Here is a 12,363-nt window from a genome sequence, read left to right on the forward strand (position 1 = left end):
CGTACAGTGCGGTCACGAGGGTGTTCAAGTTCGTCGTCACAAACGATCATGAACACCCTCTCTTGGCGCCCGCAGGCATTCGGAAAGACTCGTCTGAGGCCGGCCGTCGTCGGCCAGCTTCGCTACGTGGTCGGTCTGCTGAAGGAGAGCCGCCCGCCGTCCATCCAGCACGGCCTGTACGGGATCGCGGCCGAACTGGCCCGCCTCACCGGCTGGACTTACTTCGACGCCCGCCAGTACAACCAGGCCCGCGCCTACTTCACCGAGGCTCTGCAACTGGCCAAGGAGATCGACGACCGCCAGTTCATGGCCAACGTCCTGGCCTGCATGAGCTTGCAGGCGACTTACCAGGACAAGCCCGCGGATTCACTGGCGCTCGTGACCGCCGCCCAGGACCAGGCCCGCTCAGCCTTCGGCACGACGCCGCGAGTCCTGTCGATGCTCTCCATGCGAGAGGCATTCGCCCATGCCACGCTCGGCAGCCAGACGGCGACGCACCGAGCCATCGGGGAAGCCCACCGCCAGTTCGAGCAGATCCAGGAGAGCGACCCGGACCCGTCGTGGGTGACCTACTTCGACGAACTAAAGCTCATAGTGGACACGGGCATCGCCCACGGCCGATTGGGCGAGGCGGCGACGGCTGAACCCTTGATCGCGGACGCGTTGCGCCGGGAGGCCCGCACCAACCAGCGCGGCCGGGCGTTTCACGCTTTCTGGCTGGCACGTACGCAGCTGGACCAAGGGAAGCTCGACCAGGCGTGCGGTACTGCCACGCAGGCTCTGGAGTCCGCGTCGGCGGTGGCGTCGGAGCGGGTGTCCGGCCATCTCAGGGAGTTCTACGAGCAGTTGGCCCCGCACAGGCAGGAGCCCGTAGCCCTGGCTTTTGAGGCACGGCTACGGGCGATGCTCCCACCGGTCAGCGGATCGCTTCATCCATGAGCACGTAGAGGAGACCAACGAGGGTTCCGCTGCTGACGATCTCGCGGCGGTCGATCATTGCGCGCACCTCGCTGAGCGGGATCCACTCGATACGGTCCGACTCGTTCTTCTCGGTGGGCGGTCCCACATGGGTCGCGCCGTCCGCGCGGAAGACGTGGTGCTGAGAGTCGGTGATGCCGTTGGCCGGCTCGGCGTAGATGAGCGGCTTGATGGGGCCAGGCCGCCAGCCCGTCTCCTCCAGCACTTCGCGGGCCGCCGCCTCCTCGGGCGACTCGCCCTCCTCGACCAGGCCCATGGGCAACTCCCAGGCCCACGAGTCCGTGATGAAGCGGTGCCGCCACATCATCAGTACCTCTTGCCGGTCGTTGACGACGGCGGCCACGGCCAGGTGCCGGAGGCGAACGACGTGGTACTCCCACCTGCGCCCGTCAGGCTGTTGGACGTCGACCAGACACAGGTTCACCCACTTGTTCGTGTAGATCTGCCGTTCACCGTGGGTCTTCCACTCCATGCCTTCGGCCCCTCTCGATCGGACTCCAAGGATCTCAGACAGCTGCGGAAGAGGGCGTCAGTTCGACGCTTTCGCGTCATACTGACGAGATGGCCCGTGTATCGGTTGGAGCAGCAGAATGCCGGGCGTAGGGGGCCAAGGAAACCTCAGCTTGGGAAGCTTGGGTCTTCTGTCGGCAGTTGCTGCGTCGGCCTGCGGCGGAGCGCCCCTGGGACCTGACCTGGCTGGCACTCTGGTCCCCGTCATTCCCCGTGGTTCCCTGCACGATCTGGCACGGTTCTGGCACGACCTCTTCGTCCACTTCTAGGAGTACGGGGCGGTGCCTGGCCGGTACGATGCGCAGGCTGAGCAGTGTCCATGCGGTGGGGGAGGGACAGTGAGGATCAAGGATCCGGAGTACCCGGCAGCGGTCGAAGCGGCCGTGGAGATCCTGCGGAAGCGTGCCCGGCAGGGACAGACCATCACGTACGGGGAGCTGAGCGCCGAGTTGGCGGCACAGGGCTTCGACTCCATCCCGCCTCACCGCGGAGTCATGACCTACCTGCTCAAGGATGTCTGCCTCCACCGCAACGAAGACGGACGAGCAGCGATGCTCTCGGCGATCGTGGTGAACAAGGCCAGCCGGGAGCCATCCGACCAGTTCTCCGGCCTTGCCCGAAGTCTGCCCTTCTCCCGGTCGGCCAACTGGAGCTGGTGGGACGAGCAACAGCAGGTGTTCGCTCAGTACCGCGAGGAATGACATCGGTCCTCGACACCCGCTTTTGGAGTTCGATCTGGGCCCGGGGTGGTGGGGACTCACCTCGCGCACTGGCGCCGTACATGGCCGCTGGTTGTCGCCGCCGTCCGTGCTCGTTGATGTCAACGTTGGATGTCAGCGGAACAGCCCTGGGGCCGGGCAGACCTCCAATGGTTCATCCGGCCGGTCTGCCCAGCTCCACCAGATATGCCGATCGGCACACCGCCACAGCGACCGGCAGGTCAGCCGGCCAGCTCGTCACCACCGGTCGGCGCAGGATCCTTCGCCTCGCCCGGCACTGGCCCTGGACCGGCGACATCACCGCCGCCCTCGAACGGCTCGCGGTCCTGCCCGACCCCGGCTGACCAACAACCCACCGTCCCTGCGACAGCATCACCCGCCCCGGGCAGTGGAACCCGGCGCCCACCCGACGCGACAGCCGGGCCACCGGCCTGCCCACCATCAGCTCCGGAAAGCAAAAGGGCCCACCGACTCCGTCGGCGGACCCCCGCGAAAGATCGAGGCTAGGTTTCTACGTCACCGTGTGGGCGTGGTGCAGGAACCGGAATGACATCAGTCCGGCAGAGGGGACGTTCTAGTAGTTGTATGAACTGCTTATGTTGGTCCGGTGAGGGGGTGATCTGAAGCCCAGTGCTGCTAAGGCCTATAGTTACCGTGCCGGCGCAACACGACCCTGCCGAGCTACCTGCCGCAGCGTGCAGGTTGAGATGTGATTTCCCGGTCGGCAGGGGCGCCTCGCGGTGGCAATGTGTTGAGAGTTGTGTACAGGCAATGTGAGCATGAGGCCGTGCCGCGCGCACTCCCGAGACCATCTCGGGGTCCGGATTTGAAAAGCGGCCACCCCGAGCCATGGAGAACACAACTAATTCCGGCTGTACAGCTTGACATATCGCGGCCGCGAACTTTCGAGAATCGGATGTCTTCGCCTTCCCTCCATGATGAGGAAAGACCAGCACATGAGCTTTCAAATCATCGTTGAGAGACATCATGCGCTGGAGGGCCAGGGCGTCAATGTCAGCTGGCAAAAGTACTGCTGGGCGATCCTCCAAGGAAATCCGGAGAACGGCTGACAGTGTGTTCGCGGTGAGTCGCCCGAGTGGAGTTGCAGCATCAGAGGGACCGAGCGTCGCGATTTCTAGATCTGGATGTAAGACCTCGATCGTCACTCGATTGCTGAACGATAAGTCCGCAGTCGAAGCCGTGTTGAGGTTGCGCTGCCCGTTAAGCAGCCGCCCTTCTCGATAACGCAGATAGGCTTGCCTAGCAAGGTTCTGCCAGGCTTTGCTCTGCTTAGTGCCATCTGGGTTGTACCAGATCATGCCGATGATAAAACGGGTGTCCCATAGGAGCTTGACGGCACTTCCCATGTGGTCCAAGTCGCTGTGGGAAAGCACCAGGTGATCAATTTTTGTAATACCGCAGCGGTCTAACTCGTCGAATAGAGTTGTGCCAGGGGGGGCGTCAACCACCACACATCGGTCACCATCTCGCACTACAGCGCAATTCCCATGCCCGACATCGAGGACGATTACTTCCAGGGTGTCTGTGATTTGCTCAGTAGGCGTGCTGGTCACGCGCGCATCCAATCCGCTGGAAGGTCGGGGCTAAGTGAGAAGTTTCTGAAAAACAGGTCTCGCTCCTTCTCGGCGTGACAGTTCACCTCGGCTTCAACCCAACGGTTCCGTAATTCATGGAGGGCTAGGCCGGTACCTTCTGTGATCAGGCCGGCGGGCAACTGAATGGCCACGGAAGGGCGCCAGGCAGGGACGAGCACTTCTGCAGTCGGCATTTCCTCGTTGGTGTGCACTCCAAGCACTTCGATGACCGTCGGAAGGGCTAGCCTTGCCCGCGGCACGTCTCCATGAAACTCTGCGACAATGGCCTCGAATGCTGACTGAATGGCCTCCGCGCTCTGTTCGTCTTTATCGAGGAGACATGGAATTTCTGCCCTTCGCAATCGTATGGTGGTTGCCTGATCCCGCGAGATGTATGTACTACTCAGGACAGCGGGAAAGCCTCTCTGGGAGGCAAGGCTCGCGAGTTCGGCGCCATCAAATGGGACATTGATCTTGCCATTAAGCCTGTGGTCGAAGACAGCCGCAACGCAGTTGTCAGTCACGCGCTGCAGCATGCGCTCAGCCGCTTCCCTTTGCGGTGAGATCTCAACGGGCTCGTATCCCGCAAGGCGCAGTACCATTCCCGTCGCGTAAGCTTCCTCGGGGTCGTCATCAACTACCGCTACACGTGACCCCGCTTCAGGCACCTGAGCATGCGGGAAGAGTTTGTCTAGAGGCCGCCTGGCGTCCTGCTCCACGTTCATGACGAAGCTCCAGGAGTTTTGTTAGCAGCACGAGCTGGTTGAGCAGGTAGGCGGACCATAATCCGAGCACCGCCCAGCTCGCCCTTCTCGAAGGCGAGATTCTTACCTTTCAGCTCTTCCACCACGTCTCGCACGATGGTTAGCCCCAGCCCGGTACCGTCCGTGCGTGATGTCCTACCCGGTGACCAGATCTCGTCAATAGGCATGTCCTGAATTCCGGGTCCTGAGTCATCGACCGTGAGCACGACACTCTCTTCACCGCTCTGAGTCCGGATGAGGATTTCACGGTCGCGATCGGGCATGTCTTGCCGCAATAGAGCATGCGCAGAGTTCGTCAATAGGTTGGCCCAGATCGCCTCTATTTCCGCCACTGTGCTACGGACCCTCATTGTCTGGGCGTCGAACTCGGTCCTCACTGAAATGTTGCGGTCGTTGAAGTATGGCGAGAAGAGTTTCACTACCTCTCGGCAAACTTCATCAACGTCGACGTCGGCGGAGTCTCGTTTGCGTTTCTTCACCATCTCGAGTGAGAGATTGGCGAATGCTTGCACGGTGTCAAGTGATCGCCCGATTCGGGACATGGGCTCATCGAAGACGGCGTCATATGTTTCCTGGTCAACTTTGGTCCCTATAAGTTGACCCAGTGCCCTGACCATTCGAGTGAGCCGACTGGCAGGCCCTAGAACTTCGTGTGCAAATACCGCGGTGCTCGTGCCGAGAGTGCTTAGAGTTCGGTATAGCCTTAGGTCCCGCTCCACAGCCTTAACGTGCTGCTGTGTTTCGCCACGATATGTATTTACTTGGCGCTCTACTATTTCCCTGTACCTCGGCGGAAGAGTGCGCACGGTCTTGCGGAGCTCGTCCTCGGCGGTCTTCATTCTTGTGCGTGTCTTAGGTACTTGCTCCCGACGCCTGACTTCAGCATCTTTCAAGCGGACCGCAGCAGCCCAGTCCGTTGCCCGGATGGCGAATTCCCTGAGGTCAACGAAGGCTGGTGTTTCGACGAAGCCTGTTCGGTCGGTTTTGGGTTGCAGGATCTGAGTGTCGTCGTCGACGACAACTCGTCCGACGGCTGTCCTGGTCGAAGGACGCTCTTCGGGGCTACCTGTGCGGCGAGCATTGAGCTCTAGCCAGTCGTTTCCGGGGTCCCCGTATGGTGTGACCCTGAGCCCGCGGTGAATCAAATGTACGCCTCCCACAACATCAAGCCAGGGCCATACGCGGTCCCTGTCGGGGGAGGTTTTCAAAGGGGAAAGTGATTTTCCGCCCTTGAGGAACATCCAGAGTTCAAGGCTGGCTCGTGGGGCGAGCTCGAAAGGCAAGTGCACATCGCGGCCGCCGCGCTTTCGATTCAGGGCTACCAGGTCGTGGCCCGCTTCGTGAAGCACATCACCGCGCCAGTCATACAGCGTTGCCTTGGCATACCCTTCTCCATCGATTTCCGCGAACAGGCGAAAATCTGCTTGGTCCAAGTAGGCGCGAGACGTGTCAGCGAGTAGTTTGTCGAACTCTTCCGAAACGAAAATAGCTCGGAATGATGAGTTCTCGGGAAACGGTCCAGTGAGGAGCAGAACCGAGCGAGCCATCCGCTTTATATCCGCTTCAGCGAAGGGCTCGCGAAGCTGGCTAATGGTGACGCGAGTCCCCGGGGGTTCTGAAGTCGGCTTGTTGATGACTGTAAGGGGCACGTCTTCCACAGCGTGCACGGAGTCGTACTTCGTCCAGTCGATTGAGAGCACGTGCGCCTGGCCGGGGGTTCGGGCTGGTCGTGTCTCTAACTCAACGTGTGCTCCGAGTCGCAGCGCCGCCAGCCGGCCAAGGCCTTTCTCGCCCACCTTTCGTCGTCCGCCCGGCGTGATTGGAGATGAGGTCTTAGCGGAGCGGCCTAGGAGGAGGAAGCTGTCATAGATGCTGTCCTCGTCCATGCCTGTACCATCATCTTCAACGATGAGAGTGCCGCCAGCCCGATCCGCCTCAAGTAGGCGAATTGCGCAAATGGTTGCGTCGGCGTCGTAGGCGTTGCGTACCAACTCCATGACGCCGAGGTCTGGATGTGGGACGAGCTCTTCGCCCAGCCGCGCGAGGATCTCCGGCGCGAATCGCAGATGTCGGCTCATCCTTGCCTCCCCGTGGTGGCCGTGGAACGGCCACAGTCCCAGTCGCCAGACCAGCTGACTGCATGTTATCTATCGTGCCCAGTTAGCGACAGAGGGTCATGTGCCAGCAGACTAAGCCTGGCTCCAGGGGATCTCGCGCACTGCCCGCACGGTGAGGTGCCTACACCTGATGCGCTCGTCCAGCCATGCCGTCACGGGTGGGGAGGCCAAGACTTGGAGGAGGTGCCTGCACGTTTCCTCGCGTCCGTCCAGCGGTCGCGCTGTGATGACGTGGTTGTCAACGGCGACGGGGGCATGCCCTGTGAGCAGCACTCCGACGCCGCGGCTGTGTCCGCCCGTGCCCTGGCCCGGCCGTGACGTGCGCCGTATGGCCACAAAAGGCGGTTTTAGCAGACGCCCCGAGAAGCGACGCACTTGCTTGGGTATGCCTACGTCCCCGGCGGGGGGGAGGGCTCGGGCTTTGAGGAACGGCACCTCAGGACCTACGTGTGGATCACGGTTGTCTACAACTGGCCCAACCCGTACTTCAAACAGATCTCCCAGACTGCGCTTACTTCGCTCGGCTGTCCACCAGGCTGTATCTGCTCCGATTTGTCCCTTGGAACGACGGTGTCGCGTTCCCGACATCAGAAACACATGGATGTCCGTGTGGGGGTCGAACTGGCCCTGGGTCTGGACGGCCTGCAGGCTGAGGTGCTCGGCAACTTGCTGTCGCCATCGCTCGTAGCGACTGCCGCTGCGCAGTACGTCTGGGAGCACGGCAGTCAGCTGACTACCCAAGGAGAGCGCCTTGGAAGCTGCAAGAGTGAACACGGCAGCCTGAGACACTGCGCCTGAAGCCCAAGTCCAATGCCTCTCCGCTGGCATGGCGCCGAAGGGCGGGTTGAGGAGCACGCTGCCGTTGAAACTGCGAGCTGAATGCAATGCAGCCAAGCCGTCCTCGACTCTAAGTGAGCGCAGGTGGTTCGAGGGACGGTGGCTATCGCTTGGTCCGGGTTCGGCTCCTGCTGTGCGTGTCCTGTGAGCCGCAGCTATGTACAGGCGTAGACGTGCGGCAGCTACAAACTCAGGCTGCAGGTCACTACCCCGCAGGCTCCGGGACCATATGGCTAACGTCTCGTCGGTACTCTGCCCGACGGGGAGAAGATCGGATGCGGCAAGCAACAGATCCCCGGCGCCACAGGACGGGTCCCAGAATCTGCGGATAGATGGGGGCTGGTCTTGAAGCGCCCCGCTGAACGACGTGCGGACCGCGCCTGTGGTGAAGAAGGCGCCGTGCGTGCGCCGCGTCTGCAAAGGAACAAGCTGGCGTAGCCGCTCGGAAGCCTGACCATTCAATGCCAGGCTCACATCCTCCTCGATCCGACGCCATGAGCCACGGGCTACATCCTGTGCTAGGAGGGCTAGCTCATCGACGTAAGCGGAGTAGGAGCCGGTAGTGCCTTGCATGTGGGCGATGCGCCTTTCTGAGTCGCCAACACTGTAGGCACTCCAGGGTGTGCCGTGTGGTCAGATTCTGCAGCAGTGAGTTCTGCACGTCTATGTGGTAGCGCACGCTGTTCACTTGAGGGTGGTTCATGCAACGCGAGGTTGGCGGAGCGGCTTTGGGGTGGCGCTGCTTTGGCGCGAGTGATCATGGCCCCGTAAGCTTTCGGCGCGTCGGGCAGTCTGTGGACCTGCCCGGTAAAGCACGACGTTGGGGCCATGATCTTCGAGGCTCGCGCCAAAGTGGCTCCGTAAAGCCGCGGAGCCGACCGCCCCAGCCACGACGCACCCCTTCTCTGGCCTCAGGTGGCTGATTGCCGTGAGCGCGGCGCGGGCGCTGGCCGGGCTGGAGCGGGACGGAGGCAGGAGCGCAGGCCCGGCCGGGGGCCGGGCCGCGCGCGCGGAGCGGAGCGAGCCGCCTTGAACCCAGCAGAGAAAGTCGTAACTCGCCGAAGGTCCCGGGGCGGTCCCGGGGCGCGACGGGTACAGCAAGTGGGAGGCGGCATCAGAGTCCAGGTTGACGGCAGCTTTGACGGCAACGACGGCACATAGCCGCGCATGATCGCTCACCTGAGCGAGCGAGGTCCGGCGCCGTCAGCCTCTCACCTGGGGCCTTGCCCGATCCTACGGATCAGAAGGTTGCAGGTTCGAATCCTGCCGAGTGCACACAGATCGAAGGCCCCGGAGAGATCCGGGGCCTTCGGCGTTGAATCGGCGGGGAAACGCTCTGCCGCGACCACCGACCAGGCTTGATATCGGATGGGTACTGTTCGGAACTGCCGTCACGCCGGGGGAACATGACATGGCTGCCATCAAGCTTCTGAGAACCGCCCTTGCCGCCACTCTCCTGGCGTCGGTCGCCGCCTGCGGAGGGTCATCCGTGCCGGCCGTCTCGGCGAGCACCACGACCAACTCGGGCGCCGCCGGGAGGCCTCGTTCGGCAGACCCCGAGTCCGTCGCCGCCGTCATGCCCGATGTCATCGGCGGCAACGCCGGGCGGGCGTACGAGCAGATGAGCTCCGAACTCGACATGGTCTTCAAGGACGCGAGCGGACAGGGGCGCGTGGTGGATGACCTCGCCGTGTGGAAGATCTGCGACTCCCAGCCCGGCCCGAACCAGCAGATCACCGAGTACCCGGTGGTTTTCGAGGTGGTAGAGGTTTCGGAGAGCTGCGAAGACGCGACGCCGAAGTGATGCGTGCCCCCACGGCGCGGCTCCCTTGCCGAGACCGAGTGCGGCGGCTGACACCAGTAGTTGACACCGGCGAGGCCGAACAGCAGCGGTCCACGCCGGACCCCGGTGGACCATCGGCCGACACGCAGTGGGCGGACGGCCGAGTGCGGCTAGGCGCGAGGGGTGGTGTGCAGGGTGGCGAACAGTCCTCGTGTGCGGGTGCCGTCCGGGAGGTGCCAGGAGCCGGCGACGTGGCCGGCCGCCTTCGGGGGGAGGAGGGGCGCGTCGTCCGGGGCGGGGCGCAGCAGACGGTGCAGGCGGAGGGTCGTGCCGTGCGGGGCGGGCGGCTCGGTGCCTTCGTGGTCGTCGGTGGCGGAGGTGGTGAAGTCCGCGGGGGCGAGACCGCCACCGGTGCAGGAGCGGGTGACCTCGCGGTCGGGGGTGTCGCTGGTGTTCTGGTCCTGGGCCTCGACCCGGCCTTCGAGCAGGGCCAGCAACTGGGCGACCAGCACCGGGTCGTGGCAGCCGTCGTAGGCCCAGCGCCGCCCCAGCACCCCGTGCTCCATGGTGCCGACGAGGGCGTGCTCCGCCTCGTCGCGCGGGGCGCCTCGGTGAGTGAGGGGAACCAGGTAGCCGGCCGGTTGGGTGCCGGAGGTCTCGGTCACGACCATGAACTCGATGCCGACCTCACCCTGCGGGTCGTCCAGCCGGAAGCCGCCGGCCTTGGCCGGTTCGGGTCCGCCCGTGCCGCCGGAGTACCACGGCCGGGACGGCAGCCAGGAGGCGAGCAGCTCCAGCTTGGTCGGCTTGAGGTCGGTGCGGTGGATGACGGCCATGCCGAGGTTCTCCTCCGTGGGTGGATGCGCTCCGCACACCTTCCCATCCGCGTGACGTCCGCAGTGAGGTTCTTCAACGGGTGGCCTGGTAGGTGACGTTCAGCAGCAGTCTCGCCAGGCACAGCCTGAAGTACGCCGGCCAGGGGCCCAGTTGGGTGTCGTCTACCTTCAGGCGCGCGACGAGGGTGGCCAGGAAGTACAGCACGAGGCCCGCCGCGGCGACCGTGCCGGGCGCGGCCGCCGCCGGGAGCGTGCCCAGGGGGCGGATCCAGGCGTGGGGATGCCGTGGCGGTCCGCCTGGGTTCCGGGGTAGGCGTGGCCGGTCAGATACCGGGGTGACGGTTCGGGTGGGGCAGGGGTGACCGGCGGGCGTTGTCAGTGGCTCCGCCTACGCTCGGATGTCGATGGCGGACGTGTGGAAGTGCTCGGGGCTGCGCTGGGTGGACGGCGGGCCCGTGCTGGCGTGGAGCGGGGGCCGGCGCAGCGCGCTGAGCTGGGGGAAGCGGGTGGCCTTCGCGGTGGCGGAAGGGGGTGTCCGGACGTGCGTCGGGGCCCGGGGGCACGCGTGTCCCGTGGGGGCCGTGGTGGCGGGGCGGAGTACGGGGGCGAGGTGCGAGGAGTGTGCTCGGCTGGACCGCGCGCATTCCGTGGCCGCCGACGCCGTCCCCGACGACCCGCGGGCCTATCACGTGTATCTGGCCTGGTTCGGGCCCGGGATGGTGAAGGTCGGGATCACCGCCGTCGAGCGCGGTCAGGCCCGGCTGCTGGAACAGGGGGCCGTCTGTTTCAGCTGGCTGGGGGCGGGCCCCCTGATGGCGGCGCGGCGGGCCGAGGAGATGCTGCGGGCGGCCCTGCGGGTGCCCGACCGGATTCCGTACGCCGCCAAGCGTGCCGTGCGGGCCGGGTTGCCCCCGGCCGAGGCGGAGCGCGCGGCCGAGATCGCGGAGTTGCACGGCGCGGCCGTCGCCCTCGCCGCGTGGCCGGAGTCGCTGGAGCGCAGGCCGTTCCGGCCCGTCGACCAGGTGCGGGCGTTCGGGCTGGCGGGGGCGCCGGGTGCCGTCGGGGAGGTGGGTGAGCTCGTCGCCGGTGGAGTGGTGAGCGGCGAGCTGGTGGCGGCCGCCGGGCCCGACCTCCATCTCGACGTCGGCCGGCGGGTCGTGGTGCTGGACACGCGCCTCATGAGCGGGTGGGAGTTGATCGCGTCGCGTGCCGGGGCGGGGTGTTCCGTGGGGCAGGCGGGGGCCCTCTCCCTTCCTGTGCGTGGGTTTCCGCGGGCGGAGGCCCTTCAGGACGGCTTGTTCTGATCCCCTCCACCAGGCTCCTGAGGACGTTCCCGGCGGCCGCCGTCACCCCGCTGTGCGCTTCTCAGACAATTCACAGGTTGCCGAAAGGGCGCTCTCAGAGCCGGCCGCCAAGGTGTCCGGCATGGCCGCGATCTCGCCCCAGGGGCGCACCGAACTGCTGAGGCCGGACGGGAGCCCTGTCCGGGTGCTTGTGGTGGACGACGAGATGTCGATCACCGAGCTGCTGTCCATGGCCCTGCGCTACGAGGGCTGGCAGATGCGCAGCGCGGGCGACGGACGGGGCGCGGTACGGACCGCGCGGGAGTTCCGGCCGGACGCCGTCGTGCTCGACATGATGTTGCCGGACATGGACGGGCTGGCAGTGCTCGGCCGGCTGCGGCGGGAGCTGCCGGATGTGCCGGTGCTGTTCCTGACCGCCAAGGACGCCGTCGAGGACCGCATCGCCGGGCTCACCGCCGGTGGGGACGACTACGTCACCATGCCGTTCTCGCTCGAAGAGGTCGTCGCACGGCTGCGCGGCCTGATCCGGCGCTCCGGTGCCGCCGACCGCCGCTCCGAGTCCGTGCTCGTCGTCGGCGACCTCACCCTCGACGAGGACAGCCACGAGGTGACGCGGACGGGCCAGGGCATCCATCTCACGGCCACCGAGTTCGAGCTGCTGCGCTTCCTCATGCGCAATCCGCGGCGTGTGCTGAGCAAGGCGCAGATCCTCGACCGCGTGTGGTCGTACGACTTCGGCGGACAGGCCAACGTCGTCGAGCTGTACATCTCGTATCTGCGGCGGAAGATCGACGCCGGGCGGGAGCCGATGATCCACACCCGGCGCGGGGCCGGTTACCTGATCAAGCCTGCCGCTTCATGACCCGGCGGCGGTCGCGTACGCGCCGGCGGGCGGGGCGGGCGGGCCGGCCGCGCACCCT

General features: G+C 65.1%; 11 protein-coding genes and 1 pseudogene. 6 read left to right on the forward strand and 6 right to left on the reverse strand.

From position 1 onward, the window contains the following. Window positions 1–87: 87 nt before the first annotated feature. Window positions 88–939, forward strand: a pseudogene (locus tag ACGF8A_RS32095) (hypothetical protein); the annotation flags it as partial. Here ACGF8A_RS32095 and ACGF8A_RS32100 read toward each other — a convergent pair. Beyond that, window positions 917–1,450 carry an NUDIX hydrolase gene (locus ACGF8A_RS32100; RefSeq protein WP_060893881.1) on the reverse strand — a complete coding sequence of 178 codons (534 nt, stop codon included), beginning with the start codon at window positions 1,448–1,450 and terminating at the stop codon, window positions 917–919. The pseudogene ACGF8A_RS32095 and the gene ACGF8A_RS32100 sit on opposite strands and share 23 nt — an antisense overlap. Before the next feature lie 376 nt (window positions 1,451–1,826). On the opposite strand from ACGF8A_RS32100, the gene ACGF8A_RS32105 reads away from it, so the two are divergent. Then, the gene (locus tag ACGF8A_RS32105; RefSeq protein ID WP_393113854.1) at window positions 1,827–2,189 is read left to right on the forward strand and encodes a hypothetical protein; all 363 of its coding nucleotides are present in this window, start codon (window positions 1,827–1,829) and stop codon (window positions 2,187–2,189) included. A 167-nt stretch (window positions 2,190–2,356) separates the two neighbouring features. After that, on the forward strand, window positions 2,357–2,551 hold the full coding sequence (locus ACGF8A_RS32110; protein WP_393113989.1) for a hypothetical protein: 195 nt from the start codon (window positions 2,357–2,359) through the stop codon (window positions 2,549–2,551). A gap of 159 nt (window positions 2,552–2,710) precedes the next feature. Here ACGF8A_RS32110 and ACGF8A_RS32115 read toward each other — a convergent pair whose 3' ends face one another. Genes ACGF8A_RS32115 through ACGF8A_RS32125 form a run of 3 tightly spaced genes read right to left on the reverse strand, consistent with a single transcriptional unit; the run spans window position 2,711 to window position 6,644 of the window. Then, the gene (locus tag ACGF8A_RS32115) at window positions 2,711–3,781 is read right to left on the reverse strand and encodes a ComEC/Rec2 family competence protein (RefSeq protein WP_393113856.1); all 1,071 of its coding nucleotides are present in this window, start codon (window positions 3,779–3,781) and stop codon (window positions 2,711–2,713) included. Continuing rightward, a complete protein-coding gene (locus ACGF8A_RS32120) occupies window positions 3,778–4,527 on the reverse strand; it encodes a hypothetical protein (RefSeq protein ID WP_393113858.1) in 750 nt (249 codons plus the stop codon). Before ACGF8A_RS32120 ends, ACGF8A_RS32115 begins: the two co-directional genes overlap by 4 nt. Continuing rightward, window positions 4,524–6,644: an ATP-binding protein gene (locus tag ACGF8A_RS32125; RefSeq protein ID WP_393113860.1), complete on the reverse strand. Its 2,121-nt coding sequence runs from the start codon at window positions 6,642–6,644 to the stop codon at window positions 4,524–4,526. Before ACGF8A_RS32125 ends, ACGF8A_RS32120 begins: the two co-directional genes overlap by 4 nt. A gap of 2,287 nt (window positions 6,645–8,931) precedes the next feature. Here ACGF8A_RS32125 and ACGF8A_RS32130 point away from each other — a divergent pair. After that, entirely contained in the window at window positions 8,932–9,324 is a 393-nt protein-coding gene (locus ACGF8A_RS32130) for a hypothetical protein (protein WP_393113863.1), read from the forward strand. 149 nt (window positions 9,325–9,473) lie between these two features. Here ACGF8A_RS32130 and ACGF8A_RS32135 read toward each other — a convergent pair whose 3' ends face one another. After that, window positions 9,474–10,139 (reverse strand): 1,4-alpha-glucan branching protein, encoded by a 666-nt coding sequence (locus ACGF8A_RS32135; RefSeq protein WP_393113865.1) that lies wholly within the window; start codon window positions 10,137–10,139, stop codon window positions 9,474–9,476. Window positions 10,140–10,212: 73 nt separating this feature from the next. Then, complete coding sequence (locus tag ACGF8A_RS32140) at window positions 10,213–10,344, reverse strand: hypothetical protein (protein ID WP_393113867.1); 132 nt, start codon at window positions 10,342–10,344, stop codon at window positions 10,213–10,215. A 199-nt stretch (window positions 10,345–10,543) separates the two neighbouring features. On the opposite strand from ACGF8A_RS32140, the gene ACGF8A_RS32145 reads away from it, so the two are divergent. Both ACGF8A_RS32145 and ACGF8A_RS32150 read left to right on the forward strand, forming a co-directional pair. Next, window positions 10,544–11,443 carry a DUF2797 domain-containing protein gene (locus ACGF8A_RS32145; RefSeq protein ID WP_393113870.1) on the forward strand — a complete coding sequence of 300 codons (900 nt, stop codon included), beginning with the start codon at window positions 10,544–10,546 and terminating at the stop codon, window positions 11,441–11,443. Window positions 11,444–11,564: 121 nt separating this feature from the next. Further along, window positions 11,565–12,305 carry a response regulator transcription factor gene (locus ACGF8A_RS32150; RefSeq protein WP_393113872.1) on the forward strand — a complete coding sequence of 247 codons (741 nt, stop codon included), beginning with the start codon at window positions 11,565–11,567 and terminating at the stop codon, window positions 12,303–12,305. Window positions 12,306–12,363 lie beyond the last annotated feature (58 nt).

Origin of the sequence: Streptomyces sp. NPDC047706 (genome assembly GCF_043204795.1) — a bacterium.
In the GTDB taxonomy this organism is placed as follows: Bacteria; Actinomycetota; Actinomycetes; order Streptomycetales; family Streptomycetaceae; genus Streptomyces.